This is a genomic window from Streptomyces akebiae (assembly GCF_019599145.1).
In the GTDB taxonomy this organism is placed as follows: domain Bacteria; phylum Actinomycetota; class Actinomycetes; order Streptomycetales; family Streptomycetaceae; genus Streptomyces; species Streptomyces akebiae.
The window spans coordinates 9,319,072-9,334,390 of the sequence record NZ_CP080647.1; the positions used below are offsets into that span (position 1 = coordinate 9,319,072).

Genomic DNA, 15,319 nt, shown 5'->3' on the forward strand with positions numbered 1-15,319 from the left:
TGCGCAAGGCGGGGCCGCGGTTCTGCTCGTGGTGACCTTGCTGCTCGCGCCCCTCGCCGTCGTCGCGGCCTGGGTGCAGGACACCGTCGCCGACACCGACCGGTACGTCGAGACGGTCGCTCCGCTGGCGTCCGACCCGGCGGTACAGAACGTCGTGATCAACCGGCTGACCGACGAGGTCGTCAAGAACGTGGACGTCAAGGCGGTGACGGACGCCCTCACCAAGGTGCTCGCCGACAACGGCGCGCCGCCGCAGGTCGTGGCGGGTGCCGAGGCCCTCGACGGTCCGTTGCGCTCCGTCGTCCGGACCGTCGTGGACCGCAACGTCACCCGCGTCATCATCAGCGAGTTCTTCAACAGGTCCGGGAGGGCTCGAACCGGCGGGCGCACGCGGCCGTGGTGCACATGCTCACCGGCGAGCGGGAGGGCGCGCTGCGCGCCACCGGCGACACGATCCAACTCGACGTCGGCGCCGTCGTCGACCAGGTCCGGGAGCGTCTCGTGGACGCGGGCTTCGACAAGGCCGCCGCCGTCCCCGACAGCGACCGCACGGTCACCCTTTTCCACACCGACGTACTGGGCAAGGCGCAGGACGCCATGCGGCTGCTGAACATCCTCGGCACCTGGCTGCCCGTCATCACGATCGCCCTCGCCGCCCTGGCGGTGTGGACCGCGCCCGGCCACCGGGTGATGACGCTGATCACGGCCCTCGGCATCAGCGTGATGATGGTCGTGCTGCTCGTCGCGCTGGCCGTCGTCCGCCGTGTCTACCTGGACGCCGTACCTCCCTCGGCCCTGCCGCCCGACGCCGCCGGGGCCATCTTCGACACCTTCCTGCGCTTCCTGCGGGACAGTACGCGCACCCTGCTCGTCGTCTTCCTGGCCACGGCGCTCGCCGCCTATCTGTACGGCCCCGGGCGGGTGGCCCGCCGGGTGCGGGCCCTGGCCGGGTGCGGGCCCTGGCCGGGTGCGGGCCCTGGCCGGGCGCGGAACCACGGCGGCCGGGCGGTCGCTGCGGCAGGCCGGAATGAGCACCGGCCGGACCGGACGCCGACTGGCGCCCCACCCCCGCTGGACCACCGGCGTCGTCCTCGGCGCGGGCGCGCTGGCCCTTCTGCTCTGGAACCACCCCACGGTCGGCGCGGTCGTCCTCGTGGCCGTCCTGGTCATGGTCGTACTGGCGCTCGTGGCGGTGGCCGCCGCCGCGGCCGACCCCGCCCCGGACGAGGCCGGTCTCACCCGCCCGGGGTGAGGCCGGCCGGCTCCGGTCGTGGGCACGCTGAGAACGGCGCCGACCCTGGCGCCGCGGGCGCGCCGAGGACGGCAGAACACCTGCCGGGCGTACGCCCGGGACGGAGGAGAGACATGAGTGGTCCGACGTACCTCGCGTACGACTACCCGCTGCTGAGCGTCTTCTGGTCCATGCTCCTGCTGTTCCTGTGGATCATGTGGTTCGTGCTGCTCTTCCGGGTCGTCGTCGACATCTTCCGTGACGACGACATGAGCGGCTGGGCCAAGGCGGGATGGCTGGTCCTCACGATCCTGCTGCCGTTCCTGGGCGTCTTCGTCTACGTGATCGCCCGGGGCAAGAACATGGGCCGCCGCGAGGTGGCACAGGCGCGCGCACAGCAGGCCGCCTTCGACGACTACATCCGGCAGACGGCCACGGGCGGCGACGGACGATCCAGCAGCGTCGACGAGCTCGCCAGGCTGTCCGAGATCCGTTCACGCGGCGACATCACGGACGACGAGTTCCGCCGCGCGAAGGAACTGGTCCTGAGCGGCCACGGAGCCTCGGCGGGCACGGGCGCAGGCCCCACCGCCGCCGGGCGCTGACCCGGACCCGACACGACACCCACCGCACGACACCGAATCGAGGCAACGGTATGACCGCCACACACACCGGACGCATGCACTCGACCAAGCGGTCACGGCCCTTCGCCGAGGGGCTGACGGCCTTCGCCGCCGTCATGCTCATGATCGCGGGCGTCCTCGACATCTGCCGGGGCGTCATGGCCATCGCCGAGGACGACGTCTTCGTCGCCACCCAGGACTACGTCTTCCAGTTCGATCTCACCGGCTGGGGCTGGGTCCACCTCGCCCTGGGCGCCGTGGCCGTGCTCGTCAGCCTGGGCCTCTTCCAGGAGTCCCTGTGGGCCCGCGTCGGAGGCGTCGCGATCGCCGGCCTGATCATCATCGCCAACTTCCTGTCCCTGCCGTACTACCCCGTCTGGTCCATCGTGATGATCGCCTTCTCGGCCTTCATCATCTGGGCCCTGTGCGTGGTCAGGCGGGACGATTCCGGGGACGCGCTCCGCTGAGGGACCGGCTCCGCGGAGGGACGGGTCCTCGCGGCGGGGGCGTAGAGGATAGGTGGGGCGCTTCGGCGCCTCTCCTTCCACAATCCGTCCGCGCTGTGCGAGGGGGACGGCCCCGGGAGCGCTCCGGCCGTTCCTTCGGGTGGACCCCGGCCTCCGACCGGGCGGGTCCGGCCGCGCACCGGATGCGCGGGGTCCTCGACGGGGAGCCGGACCGCGAGGCGGTGCCGGCCGGCTTCGTCACCTCCCTGGAACCGGGCGACGAGGGGCTGCCGCGAGAGCTGCTCGGCCGGGCGAAGGGCGAAGGGGACCACTGAGGCCTGCGGAGGAGGCGCGGTTCGCGCTGCCGTGGGGCGCGGTCGTCCCGAGGGTGTTCTCGGGCGACTCGGACGTGACGACGGTCGTCCTTCTGTACGCTGCGACGCCTCTGTGACGTTCGTGCGTGCGGGGCGTGGTGAGTCGCCTGCGGCGCCGATCCGTATATCTACATGCATGTAGAGTCCTGCGCGTTCGGTGATCACGACCGCCGGACGTCCAGGGGGCAGGGCAGTCGACCGGCCGGGTGCGGCCGAGGCGGGGGAGGGCCGGTGAGTGGTACGGGCAGGCGGCGCGCGGGTGCCGGAGGCGGGGGCACGCGGCTGACACGACGGGGCCGGACGGTGAGCTGGCTCGCGGGCGGCGCGGCCCTGCTCGTCCTCGGTGTCGGCGGGGTCGGGGCCTGGGTCTACAAGGACCTGGACAACAACATCACGGGCGCCGACGTCGACGGCAAGCTCGGCGGGGACCGCCCGGTCAATCTGAGCCCGGGTTCGAAGAACATCATGGTGGTCGGCTCGGACAGCCGCGACGGGGCCAACGCGAAGTACGGCAAGGACCTGACCACGATGCAGTCCGACACCCTCATGGTGCTGCACCTCCCCGCGAACCGGGAGTGGGCCACCGTGGTGTCGTTCCCGCGTGACTCCTGGGTCGAGATAGCGGCGTGCGAGAAGGGCGACGGCAGTACGTCGGGCCCGCACCTGGCGAAGATCAACGAGGCGTTCGCGATCGGCGGCTCCAGCGGCGAGGTCGCCGGCGCGGCCGCCTGTTCGATCAGGACGGTCGAGGCCAACACCGGTCTGCGCATCGACAACTTCATGTCCGTCGACTTCCAGGGCTTCAAGGGCATGGTCGACGCGCTGGACGGCATCGAGGTCTGCCCCGAGCAGGCCATCAAGGACGACAACGCCCTCCTCGACATGGAGGCCGGCTGCCAGACCGTCGACGGAGAGACGGCACTCGGCTATGTACGGACCCGCTATGCCGTCGGCGACGGCTCCGACATCGGGCGCATCGGCCGGCAGCAGGAGTTCATGGAGACCCTGGCGGCCAAGGCCAAGTCCCGTCTGACCAGCCCCACCTCGCTCTACGACTTCCTGCAGTCCGCCACCAAGTCGCTGACCACGGACGAGGATCTCGACGGTATCGACCCGCTCTACGACCTCGCCTCCCAGCTCAAGGGCATCCCGAGCGACCGGCTGACCTTCCTGACCGTCCCCAACTACCCCCGTGAGGCCGACGTCCCCACCGACAGGGCCAACATCGTCTGGCAGTACCCGCAGGCCGCCGATCTGTTCACCTCCCTGGCCAACGACAAGGAGGTCGACAAGAAGAGGCTCCAGGCACAGGCCAAGAACGACCTGATCTACGCCTCCGACGTGCGGGTCCAGGTCCTCAACGGCACCGGCGTCTCCGGGCGGGCCGCTGCCGTCGCCGAGAAGCTGCGCGAGGCGGGGTTCACCGTCGTCGGCACGGGCAACGCGCCCGAGAACACGGACACCACCACGGTCGCCCATCCGGCCGACCTGGCCAAGCAGGCGAGGGTCCTCGCCTCACGACTGCCCGACGCCAAGGCCACACGGTCCGCGGACGCGGCGGCGGGAGTGGTGACCCTGGTGGTGGGGTCGGATCTCGATCTGGAGGAACTGCGGTGAACGGGGCTGTCGCGGCGGGGATGTGGCGGCGGGCCCGGGGTGACGAGGCTGTGCTGACGGGGCTGTGCTGACGGGGCCGCGACGGCGGGCTCGTCGTGACGGGCGGGTCGTCGCCCTCCTCGCGGCCTCGCCGCGGCCCGGTGGTGGCCGGCCGCGGCGAGGGTGCGGTCGGGGGATCAGCTACCGGTCAGGGAGACGGCCACGTCCGTGATGTTCAGGGGGAACTTGGACTTCGCGGCGTCGTTCACGAGCGTGAGCTGCCCGGTGAAGACGTTGACGGTGTAGAGGGAGGGCGTGCTCGCGCCGTAGGCGGTGAGGGTGGCGAAGGCGGTGTTGTCCACCGTCTTGCCGCCGCTCAGGGTGCTGTAGATGTCCATGCCGGCGTTGATCTGGGCATCGATGCCGAGGTTGCCGGTCGGGGCGAGCGTGCCGTTGTTGGCCGGGGACTGGATGACGACCTGGTCGCTGGTCGTGTTGATGTCGAACAGCGTGGTCGCCGTGGACCCGTCGAGGTCGTTGTTGGTGTAGGCGGCGGCGGAGACGCCCTTGGTCGTGCCCTCGATCGGCGGGGTGGTGAGGTTCAGGTCCTGGATCGTCGTGTGGTCGTTGAGGTTGTGCCGCAGATTCTGGCCGTTGTCGCTGATCACGCGTAGCCGGTCGGCCGCCGGGTTGAAGTCGACGCCGAAGTTCGTGCCGTTCAGCGCGTACTGGAGCTGGGACACCTTGGTGACCACGACGTCCTGGCTGCCCGTCGGGATGGTGATCGTGTAGATGCCCCCCTTGTTGCCCACGCCGTACAGCACGCCGTTCTGCACCCGGAAGTCGATGCCGATCAGGGCCGTGTCGCCGCTGAGGCCGGTGACGGCCCTGACCCAGTTGAGCACGTCCGCCCGGTCGGTCCAGAACGCCACCATCAGGGTGCCGTCACCGGTGATCCCGTAGGCGCGGAGGCTGGGGGCGGCGGCGGGGGCGGCCGAACCGGTGCCCGGCGCGCCGAGCATGAGCGCGGTCGACGTGACCATGACCGCCATCGCCGCCATGATTCTCTTTCGCTTGCCTGCCTTCATCGGAGTTTCCCTCCCGTTTGGGCGTGCGTCCTTGTCCGACGCTCGGTTGAGGAATTTCCGTACTCCTGCCCGTACTGATTGCCGGAACCGTTCCGAAGCAGAGCCGGAATGATTGCGACGCTCTTCCCCCACGGGTGGGTACGCGGCTCTCATTAAGGCCGCTTTACGACTCCTACACAAGCGGAAGCCGTGACGGAAACGACCCGATCCGGGAATTTTGCGCACGGTGACAAAAACCCGGTCGGCCCACTTGCCGCCGATTTATGCGGAGTGATGAACGCCGTCCGGATCCCGACTGTCGGCCCGTTCGACCGGAATGACATGCTCGTGTCCATGGGGAGCCTCTTCGCCGAACTGGCCCGCCAGGCGTCGACCAACGCCCGCCGGGAGGTAGAGACATACGCACGCGAGATCGCGGAGTTCGGGTTCCTGCGCAAGGACCCCCGGGCGCGGGCCGAGACGTTGGACCACGCGGTCTGGCTCCGGCACCGCACTGTCGAACTGTCGCCAAACAACAGCGAGTTGAGTGACGACGATCTCGAGTACATCGCGTCCATGGGGGAACTGCGGGCCGGCGCGGGCATGTCGCTCGACGCGCGGCAGCAGGTGCTGCGGGTGCACACCGCGCTCATGCTGCGCGAGATCAACGAGGCGACCGAGGCCCAACGCCGCGCCGGTGTGGACGAACTCATGCGGATGATGACCTGGTTCGCCCCGCAGGGCGAGCGCGGCATCGGCGCCTACCGTCAGGGATTCGTCCGTGTGCTGCGCCGTCGAATGCCGTACGCCGAACAGGTCGCCCTGCTGGCCCGGTCATTGCTGAACGGGGACCCGATAGCGGCGGAACTCGCCGAGGCCGTCGACATGGAACTGCCGGACCGGTACGCGGTGACGGTGTTCCGGCTGCCGGACCCTCCACCTGTCGACCGCATCCTGGAAAACGAGATCGACACACTCGTGAAGAGTCACCGATCCCCCGTCGTATGGGGTTCGCGGGGCGGTGACGGGAGCGGTGAGCTGATCGCTCTCGTCCCCGTGAATTCCGGTTCCGGGCGGGCCGAGAATGTGCCGGAGCACACCGCTTTCGACCTCCTGCCCGACCTCGCCCCGGAACATGTGGCGGACGTCGTCCGGGACGTGGCCCGGGCCCTCGGCCGGCCCTGCGCCGTCGGCACCGCCACCGCGCCGCTGCCCGAGCTGTCCGACGCGCTCGACAGAGCCCGGCGGATCAGTGACACCGCCCCGCTGCGACGGGCCTCCGCCCGGCTGCGGCCGCACACCCTGGCGGACCTCTTCGTCGAACTCGCCGTCGCCGACGTGCCGTTCGTCGACGCCTGGTTGCGCGCACTGTCCGACCGGCTGGCCGCCGGCCCGGACCTGCTGATCACGCTCGACACGTACTACCGCCACGACATGCACCGCGGTGCCACGGCGACCGCCCTGAACGTCCACACCCGCACCCTCGATTACCGGCTGCGCCGGGCGCGGGAGCTCACCGGCATCGACCCCGGCTCGACCCGGGGGGTGCGGACACTCAGCGCGGCCGTCGCCCGGCGCCTGTCGGGAGCGTGGCGCTGACCCTGCGGCGCGCCGGTCCTCGCGGCCGCCGTACCCGCGTCGGCTTCCCGGACCGGACGGCCGCCGTTCCCGCGTCGTCGCCGATGCGGCAGGCTGGGCCCGTGAGCAACAGTGACTCCCTCTTCATCAAGATCTGCGGTCTGAAGACCGAGCAGGACGTCGACACCGCCGTCGAGGCGGGCGCCGACGCCATCGGCTTCGTCTTCTCGGCCAGCCCGCGCCGTATCGACGCCGCGACCGCCGCACGGCTGGGCCGCCGTGTGCCGGAGCACGTCCTGACGGTGGGCGTCTTCCGCCAGGAGCCCCTGGAGGACGTGCGCTCCCTGGCCGCCGCGTCGGGGATCCGGGCGATCCAGCTGCACGGCCCCGACGACCGTGCCTACTACGACGAGCTGGCGACCGACGACCGGACGCTGATCCGTGCCGCCGCGTTCGGTGACTCCGTACCGCGCTGCGGCGAGTTCGGAGAGGACATGCTCCTCCTCGACGCGCCCGTCCCCGGCTCGGGCATCGCCTGGGACTGGGCGAGCAAGCCGCTGGCGGGCTCCGGGGAGAAATGGCTCCTCGCCGGCGGCCTCACCCCGGAGAACGTGCGCGACGCCGTCGCCGCCACCGAGCCCTGGGGCGTCGACGTCTCCAGCGGTGTGGAGCAGCACCGAGGCGTCAAGGACCCAGCTCTGATCAGGGAGTTCATCAGGGCGGCCCGCACCGGGAGGTGACGCACGGCGGCAGCGGTGCCCCGCGCACGGCTGTGCGTCACGGGGCCGGAGCTGTGAGTGGTGCCGCCCGGCGTTCCCCCGGAAGTGACCCTGGGGTAGGGTCCCAGCGTTCCGGCTACCGAATGAAGGTGGGCCGGTACGGGGAGTGTCGGAGGGGCGGCATGGTGAGGGAAACCCAGTCGGGTGAGGGCGTGTCCGTGGAGCTGGACGGTGCGGGGTTGGAGGCGATGTCTCCGGAACCGTTGCTGACCCGGGACTACGAGACGCGTCCGTCGCTGGTGTACGAGCGGCTGAGGCAGCGGCACGGCGCGGTGGCGCCGGTCGATCTGCTCGGCGTCCCCGCCTGGCTGGTGCTGGGCTACCGCGAGGCGCTCCAGGTGCTCCAGGACGACGCCGGCTGGCCCAAGGGCCTGGAGAACTGGCGGGCCAGGACCGAGGGCCGGGTCCCCGCCGACTGGCCGCTCGGCCCCTCCCTGGAGGTCAACCACGTACTCATCCAGGGCGGTCCGGGCTACCGGAGCCTGCGGACCGCGTGGGACCAGGCACTCAAGCCCTTCCAGGACCCGCGCAACCCCCAGGCCAAGCGGCTGAAGGCCGCCGTCACCGCCTACGCCGACGAGCTGATCACGCTCATGGGCCAGGCGGGCGGCACGGGGCTGGCGGACCTGTCCGCCCAGTTCTCCCGGCCCCTGCCGCTCATGGTGGCCAGCCATCTGCTCGGCTTCCCCGGCTCCCAGGGCGACGACGCCCTGATGGACATGTGGCGGGTACTGGACGCGGGTCCCGACGCGGGGCCCGCCCTGGACCGGCTGCTGGGCGCGCTGGCCGAGCTCGCCGAGCTGAAGCTGAAGACGCCGGGCGAGGACTTCCCCTCCTATCTGCTGGCCGCCCACCCGGACCTCTCGCTCGACGAGTTGGCCCGCGAACTCTTCATGCTGCTCGGCATGACCTCCGACCACGTCGGCATCCTCGTCTCCAACACGGTCGTCGAGGTCCTCTCCGGCGAGGACAGCGTGCGGGCCAGCCTCTCGGCCGGGATGGTCCGGGAGGCCATGAACCGGGTCGTCATGCGCAAGCCGCCGCTGGTCAACTTCGTGCCGAGGTTCGCCGCCGCCGACACGAGACTCGGCAACTACACGATCCGCGCGGGTGACCCGGTCTGGGTCTCCTCCGCCGCGGCGCACGCGGATCCGCTCTTCGCCGACCACGTGGCCCCCAGCACCACGGTCAGCACCCGGGCGCACCTGTCCTGGGGGGCCGGCCCGCGTCAGTGCCCGGCCCGCGAGCTGGCCTCGACGGTCGCGGCCGTCGGTGTGGGCCGGTTGTTCGAGCGGTTCGCCAACCTGGACCTCGCCCTCCCCGTCGACCAACTGCCCTGGCGTTCCTCGCCCTTCATGCGGGGCCTGCGCTCGCTGCCCGTACGGTACGAACTCGCGCCGACCGCCGAACGGCCGGTGGCGGAGCCGACGGAGTCGGGGGACACGGGCGCGGGGGACACGGGCGCGACGGAGACGGTGACGCCGGACGTGGCCGCCCGGCAGCGCTCCTCACTGTGGCGCTATCTCACGGGGCTGATCCGTCCCGGCCGCTGACCGACGACCGCGCGTACCGTCGCGCGCCGACCGGCGCGCGACGGTAGGGCGCGGGGTGGGGTAGGACGCGGGCTCCCGGTCTTCGACTCGCCGGTCTCGGCCGCGGGCTCCCGGGTCTTCGACTCGCCGGTCTCGGCCCTGCGCGTCGGTGCGCGGCCCGAAGCCGGGCTGCTGCGGCGGCTCGGCGTAGGGGCGGTCGGGGAGCCTCGCGCGACGGCGTCCCACGCCCAGGGCGCGCACACCGGTTCGACGGCCGTCGGCCCCGTCGGACGGCGTCTCCACGAAGGGGCGAGCCCGGGGCAGCAGGGGAAGCAGACCCGTCACCGGGGGTGGCGGGGGACGACCTCGCCGGCCTCGGCCCTCCGTGCCGGTCGGCCCGCCGGTTTCAGCCGTCCGTGCCTGTGAGCAGGCGTCGCGGATTGGTGATCCGGAAGGCGTACGCGGCCGCTCCGCCCAGCCCGAAGCCGGGCTGCTGCGGCGGCTCGGCGTAGGGGCGGTCCGAGCCCTGGACGACGGCTTCCACGCCCAGGGCGCGCACCACGGCTTCGACGGCCGTCGGACCGTAGGACGACGTCTCCACGAAGACGCCCGGGTCCACCCCGGCGTCGCGGCCGTCGCCGCGGGCGGCGAAGCGCTCCCCGTGCAGCGGGGCGAGCCCGGCCAGCAGGGCGAAGCAGACCCGCAACCGGGGGTGGCGGGGGCGGCCGAAGGCGCGGAAGGCGAACCACGCGGCGTGCATCTGCTGGACGTAGGGGACCATCGCGGGCCACCAGCCGGGCCCCTCGGCACCGCCCGGCGCTGGACCCGGGTGGACGAACAGGGGGAGGTCGCGCTCTTCGAGGAGGTCGAGGAGCGGGGCACAGCGGGCGTAACCTGCCGCGTCGGCAAGGGCGTTCGCCGGGAGCTGGAGACCGGCGAAGCCCCGGTCGAGGTCCGCGGCGGTCGCCTTCGCGTCGACGTCCCGTACGCACGCCGCGGCCCAGGCGCCGAACGGTTCGGGGAGCGCCGCGGAGCCCTCGTGGTAGGCGTCGAGCAGGGGGCGCGCCTCGGCCGCGGGCAGCCACTCCACACCGATCGGGGAGGAGAGTGAGACGAGGGCCCGGCCCAGGCCGTCGCTGTCGGCGAGCTCGGTACGGCGGGCGATGTCATGATCGGCGGGCGGGAGCTCGTAGGGCGGCTCGCCGTCGAGGAACAGGGTCCAGCCGTCCAGGAACGGCGGCTCGCGGCGTGACCTGAGGGCCGCCACCAGCGAGGGGGTCCACAGATGCTGGTGCACGTCGCAGTTGGTCATGACGCTCCTCCCACCAAGGCCGGCGCTTCCCCGGTCAGGGCGCGCGGGGAACGACCACCCGGTAGCGGGCCCGCGCCGAACGGTACATCCCCGGTGCCGTCGCCGTACTCCCTCGTACGAGGGAGTAAATCCACAGAAGGAGGGGATATCGGGCACCCCCGGTGCGGCTTGGTGTGAACGTAACGTGCCGTTCACGGAATTCCATTGACTGTCATTCACTCACCGACAACTCTGAATGGCCATATGTAGTCGGGTAAGGGGCAGTCTTGATCAGATTCGACGCGGTGAGCAAAAAGTATCCCAACGGCACGACAGCGGTGGACGACCTGTCCCTGGAGCTGGCCGAGGGCGGCATCACGGTCCTGGTCGGTCCTTCCGGCTGCGGCAAGACCACCACCCTGCGCATGATCAACCGCATGGTGGAGCCGACCACCGGCACGGTGAGCCTGCGCGGCCGGGACATCCGGGAGGTCAACGCGCCCGAACTGCGCCGGGGCATCGGATATGTGATCCAGCACGCGGGACTGTTCCCGCATCGCACGATCCTGGACAACATAGCCACGGTTCCGCTGCTGCTGGGCTGGGGCCGCAAGAAGGCACGGGCCCGGGCCGCGGAACTGCTCGAACTCGTGGGTCTGCCCGCCGAGATGGCCAAGCGCTACCCCAACCAGCTCTCCGGCGGGCAGCAGCAGCGCGTCGGAGTGGCCAGGGCGCTGGGCGCCGACCCGCCGGTGCTGCTGATGGACGAGCCGTTCAGCGCCGTCGACCCGATCGTGCGTGCGGAGTTGCAGGCCGAGTTCGTCCGGCTGCAGAAGGAGCTCCACAAGACGATCGTGTTCGTCACCCATGACATCGACGAGGCGATCAGGCTCGGCGACAACATCGCGGTGTTCCGCACCGGCGGCAGACTCGCCCAGTTCGACACCCCCGAGCGGCTGCTCGGCAGCCCCGCCGACGACTTCGTGGCCGACTTCGTGGGCCAGGACCGGGGCATCCGCAGGCTCTCCTTCGTCGACGCGGCCCGACTGCCGCTGCGCGACGGCCCGGTGCTGCCGTCCGGGGCTCCCGTCGCCGAGGCGCGGGCGGCGGACGCGCCCTGGGTGCTCGTCGTCGACGAAGCACGCCGGCCGCTCGGCTGGGCCGCCACCGCCGGCCTCCCGTCGACCGGCACTCTCGCCGACGCCCCCCTGACCCCCCTCGGCCACACGTTCAGCCTGGCCGGTGACTCCGCACGAGCCGCCCTCGACTCGGCTCTCCTCTCGCCCGCCCGTCTCGCCGTCGCCGTCGACGCGGAGGGCGCGGTCGCCGGAGTCGTGGACGCGCACGAACTCTCGACCGCGGCGACCGCGGCCGGTTCGAACGGATCGGTCGGCGCGGCCGGTTCGGAGGATTCGGCCGGGGCGCCGACGCCGAAGACCCTGGCCGTCGACAAGCCCGCAGCCGAAGACAAGCCCGCAGCCGCCGAAACCCAGGGCGGTGTCGACCGATGACCGGGGACGAACCGCTCGTCCGGTGGCAGTGGATCGCCGATCACACCGGAGAACTCGCCGAGTACACCGGCATCCATCTCCGACTCGGCCTGCTGCCCGTGCTGTTCGGACTGATCGTGTCCGTGCCGCTCGGCATCCTGTGCCACCGCTGGCGCTGGCTCTACCCGCCGGTGCTGACCGTGTCCAACATCCTGTACTCGATCCCGTCGCTCGCCCTGTTCATGATCTTCGTCCGGTACACGGGATTGACCGAACAGACCGTGATGATCCCGCTGACGCTCTACACCCTGTCCGTGCTGGTCCCCAACGTCGTCGACGGACTCGCCTCGGTCCCCGAACCCGTCCGGCTCGCGGCGACCGCGATGGGCTTCGGCGCCGTACGCAGAGTCGTCCAGGTGGAGCTGCCGATCGCCGTCCCCGTCGTCATCGCCGGCGTACGCGTCGCCGCGGTCTCCTCCATCAGCCTCGTCGCCGTGGGACAGCTGATCGGGCAGGGCGGCCTCGGCTACTACATCACCCGCGGCCTCCAACTCGACTTCCCCACCCCGATCGTCACCGCGATCGTCCTGATCATGCTGCTGGCGCTCGCCACCGACGCGCTGCTGGTCCTGGCGCAACGACTGCTCACCCCGTGGTCCCGGAACAAGGTGACGTCCGCATGAACGACTTCCTGAACCAGATGGAGCTCGTGGGGGACTGGCTGACCTCCTCGGCGCAGTGGCACGGCGACGAGGGCATCCCCCAGCGGCTCCTGGAGCATCTCACCTACAGCGGACTGTCGTTGCTGTTCGCCGCCCTCATCGGGCTGACGTCCGGACTGCTCGTCGGGCACACCGGCCGGGGCGCCTTCGCCGTGGCCAGCGTGGCGAACCTCGCCCGCGCGATCCCCACCTTCGGCCTGGTCGTCCTCGTCGTCACGCTCGCCGGACTCAGCACCGCGCCCGTCCTGGTCGCTCTCGTCGCCCTCGCGGTACCGCCGATCCTGATCAACACCTTCGAGGGCGTACGGGGCGTGGACCCCGCCACGCGGGACGCCGCGCGCGGCGTCGGCATGACCGCGTGGGAGGTCCTGACCCGGGTCGAGGTGCCGATGGCGCTGCCCCTGATCCTCCTGGGCCTGCGGGTCGCCGCGATCCAGGTCGTGGCCACCGCGACGGTCGCCGCGTATCCCGGCCTGGGCGGCCTGGGCCGCTACATCGTCGACGGACTCTCCCGCAACGACTACGAGTTGGTGATCGGCGGTTCCACGGTCGTCGTCGTCCTCGCGCTCGTCGTCCAGATCGTGTTCACCGCGTTGCGACGCGTCGTCGTCTCGCCGGGCCTCAGGGTCTCGGCGTCGAAGTCCTGAACCAGAGAGGAACATTCCATGCGAGGCATGTACCGAGGCGCGGTGTTCGGCCTCATCACCGCGCTGACCCTGACCGCCTGCGGCGGAGGCGGCGACAGCGACGACAACCCGCTGACCGACGGCGGCGACGGCAGCGGCAAGTCGATCGTCGTCGGCTCGGCGAACTTCCCCGAGAACCAGCTGCTCGCCGAGATCTACGCGCAGGCCCTGGAGGACAAGGGCCTGAAGGTGACCCGCAAGTTCGACATCGGGGCCCGCGAGGTCTACTACGACCAGGTCGTCAAGGGCGGCATCAGCGTCTTCCCCGAGTACAACGGCGCACTGCTGTCGGTGGCTGTCGACAAGAACAGCACCGCCACCAGCACCGAGGACATCAACGCCGAACTGAAGGAGAAGCTCCCCTCGTCGGTGGAGATCCTCGACTCCGCCGCGGCCGAGGACAAGGACTCGGTGACCGTCACCGCCGAGACCGCAGCCAAGTACGACCTCAAGACCCTCGCCGACCTCAAGCCCGTCGCGGGCGACCTGACGCTCGGCGCCGGGTCGGAGTTCAAGACCCGCGTGCAGGGCGGCGTGGGCCTGGAGAAGGTCTACGGCGTCAAGTTCGGCAAGTTCCAGCCGCTCGACGCGGGTGCCCAGAGCACCCTGGTGAAGCTGCTCAAGGACGACAAGGTGCAGGCCGCCAACCTGTACACCACAGACCCCGCCATCGTCGCGGACAAGCTGGTGGTCCTGGAGGACCCGAAGAACCTCTTCTCCTCGCAGAACGTCACCCCGCTCGTCTACAAGGCCGCGGTGGACGACAAGGCGAAGGAGGCGCTCAACGCCGTCTCCGCCAAGCTCACCACCGAGGACCTGCTGGAGATGATGAAGAAGCTGGTCAACGACAAGGAGGACGCCGACACCGTCGCCGAGGACTGGCTGACCTCCGCCGGTCTCGTGAGCTGAACCGGGCGGAGCCGACCGGCTCGGCCCCACCATGACCGTCCGCCCCGACCCTGCCCGGCACCACGCAGCGAGCACCCTGCCGGGCAGAGGGAGGGGACCGGGCACGACGACCGGCTGGAGGACCGTATGACGGACGCCGCCGTCGGCGCTGCCGCGCGGCTCGAACGGCTCTTCGAGGGCCGTCGGCTCACCCCGACACAGCGCCGCATCGCGCACTGCCTGGTCCGGCAGGCCGCGGACGTGCCCTACCTGTCCAGCGTGGAGCTGGCCCGCGTGGCCGGGGTCAGCCAGCCGTCGGTGACCCGCTTCGCGGCCGCCCTCGGCTTCGACGGCTATCCGGCCCTGCGCGACCACCTGCGGGCCGTCGCACCCACCGGGCACGGCTTCGACGAGCGTCCCACCAACCCCTACCAACGTGCCGTACAGGCCGAGATCGACAATCTCCGACACCTGGCGTCGCTGCTCACGGACCCCGAACCCGTCGAACGCGCCGGCCGTCTGCTCGCCGCCTCCCGGCCCCTCCCGGTGCTCGGCCTGCGCGCCTCGGCGGCCCAGGCACGCGGCTTCGCCTACTTCGCGGCGAAGGTCCACCCCGACGTACGACTCCTCGACGAGGGCGGCTCCCTGCTCGCCGACCGCGTCGACGCCGCCCGCCGCGCCGGCGCGAGCGCGCTGCTGTGCTTCGCGCTGCCCCGGCACCCGCGGGAACTCCTCGACACACTCGCCCACGCCCGGGGCGTCGGCCTGACGGTGGTGACCGTCGCCGACGGCACCTTCGCCCCGGTGGCCGCCCACAGCGACCTGCTGCTCCCCGCCGCCGTGGGCACGGATCTGGTCTTCGACACCGCCGGCGCTCCCCAGCTGCTGGGCCAGGTCCTCCTGGAGACGATGTGCGACGCCCTCCCGGACGCTCAGGCCCGGCTGGAGGACTTCGACCTGCGGGCCGCCGCGCGCGGCCTGTTCGTCGAGTGACGGGTCACGTCCGCGCCGACGGA

Annotated in this window: 14 protein-coding genes; 12 read left to right on the top strand and 2 right to left on the bottom strand. The window is 71.3% G+C overall.

From position 1 onward, the window contains the following. Positions 1-1,365 precede the first annotated feature (1,365 nt). The 4 genes from K1J60_RS40410 to K1J60_RS40425 all read left to right on the top strand — a co-directional run bounded on the left by K1J60_RS40410 (position 1,366) and on the right by K1J60_RS40425 (position 4,291). Positions 1,366-1,836, top strand: a complete 471-nt coding sequence (locus K1J60_RS40410) for an SHOCT domain-containing protein (protein ID WP_220650550.1) — start codon at positions 1,366-1,368, stop codon at positions 1,834-1,836. Positions 1,837-1,886: 50 nt separating this feature from the next. Then, entirely contained in the window at positions 1,887-2,321 is a 435-nt protein-coding gene (locus K1J60_RS40415; RefSeq protein ID WP_220650551.1) for a DUF7144 family membrane protein, read from the top strand. A gap of 95 nt (positions 2,322-2,416) precedes the next feature. After that, a complete protein-coding gene (locus K1J60_RS40420; RefSeq protein ID WP_398683964.1) occupies positions 2,417-2,635 on the top strand; it encodes a hypothetical protein in 219 nt (72 codons plus the stop codon). Positions 2,636-2,977: 342 nt separating this feature from the next. Next, positions 2,978-4,291 (top strand): LCP family protein, encoded by a 1,314-nt coding sequence (locus K1J60_RS40425; protein ID WP_220650552.1) that lies wholly within the window; start codon positions 2,978-2,980, stop codon positions 4,289-4,291. A gap of 176 nt (positions 4,292-4,467) precedes the next feature. Here K1J60_RS40425 and K1J60_RS40430 read toward each other — a convergent pair whose 3' ends face one another. After that, positions 4,468-5,331 (bottom strand): DUF4394 domain-containing protein, encoded by an 864-nt coding sequence (locus tag K1J60_RS40430; RefSeq protein ID WP_220651924.1) that lies wholly within the window; start codon positions 5,329-5,331, stop codon positions 4,468-4,470. 360 nt (positions 5,332-5,691) lie between these two features. Between K1J60_RS40430 and K1J60_RS40435 the strand changes: the two genes are divergently transcribed. From K1J60_RS40435 to K1J60_RS40445, 3 genes are all read left to right on the top strand, one after another. Further along, positions 5,692-6,936: a PucR family transcriptional regulator gene (locus tag K1J60_RS40435; protein ID WP_220650553.1), complete on the top strand. Its 1,245-nt coding sequence runs from the start codon at positions 5,692-5,694 to the stop codon at positions 6,934-6,936. 83 nt (positions 6,937-7,019) lie between these two features. Then, positions 7,020-7,655, top strand: coding sequence for a phosphoribosylanthranilate isomerase (locus K1J60_RS40440; RefSeq protein ID WP_220651925.1), 636 nt, complete (start codon positions 7,020-7,022; stop codon positions 7,653-7,655). Positions 7,656-7,816: 161 nt separating this feature from the next. Then, positions 7,817-9,247, top strand: coding sequence for a cytochrome P450 (locus K1J60_RS40445; protein WP_220650554.1), 1,431 nt, complete (start codon positions 7,817-7,819; stop codon positions 9,245-9,247). Between the two features lie 385 nt (positions 9,248-9,632). Here K1J60_RS40445 and K1J60_RS40450 read toward each other — a convergent pair whose 3' ends face one another. Further along, positions 9,633-10,538, bottom strand: a complete 906-nt coding sequence (locus K1J60_RS40450) for an amidohydrolase family protein (RefSeq protein WP_220650555.1) — start codon at positions 10,536-10,538, stop codon at positions 9,633-9,635. A 266-nt stretch (positions 10,539-10,804) separates the two neighbouring features. Here K1J60_RS40450 and K1J60_RS40455 point away from each other — a divergent pair, with 266 nt between their 5' ends. The 5 genes from K1J60_RS40455 to K1J60_RS40475 all read left to right on the top strand — a co-directional run bounded on the left by K1J60_RS40455 (position 10,805) and on the right by K1J60_RS40475 (position 15,296). Further along, on the top strand, positions 10,805-12,028 hold the full coding sequence (locus K1J60_RS40455; protein WP_259408127.1) for an ATP-binding cassette domain-containing protein: 1,224 nt from the start codon (positions 10,805-10,807) through the stop codon (positions 12,026-12,028). Then, entirely contained in the window at positions 12,025-12,690 is a 666-nt protein-coding gene (locus K1J60_RS40460; protein WP_033532706.1) for an ABC transporter permease, read from the top strand. Before K1J60_RS40455 ends, K1J60_RS40460 begins: the two co-directional genes overlap by 4 nt. Continuing rightward, the gene (locus K1J60_RS40465; RefSeq protein ID WP_220650556.1) at positions 12,687-13,376 is read left to right on the top strand and encodes an ABC transporter permease; all 690 of its coding nucleotides are present in this window, start codon (positions 12,687-12,689) and stop codon (positions 13,374-13,376) included. The genes K1J60_RS40460 and K1J60_RS40465 overlap by 4 nt, the downstream gene beginning before the upstream one ends. 27 nt (positions 13,377-13,403) lie before the next feature. Next, complete coding sequence (locus K1J60_RS40470; RefSeq protein WP_220651926.1) at positions 13,404-14,324, top strand: ABC transporter substrate-binding protein; 921 nt, start codon at positions 13,404-13,406, stop codon at positions 14,322-14,324. 126 nt (positions 14,325-14,450) lie between these two features. Continuing rightward, on the top strand, positions 14,451-15,296 hold the full coding sequence (locus K1J60_RS40475) for a MurR/RpiR family transcriptional regulator (protein ID WP_220650557.1): 846 nt from the start codon (positions 14,451-14,453) through the stop codon (positions 15,294-15,296). The last annotated feature ends 23 nt before the right edge of the window (positions 15,297-15,319 follow it).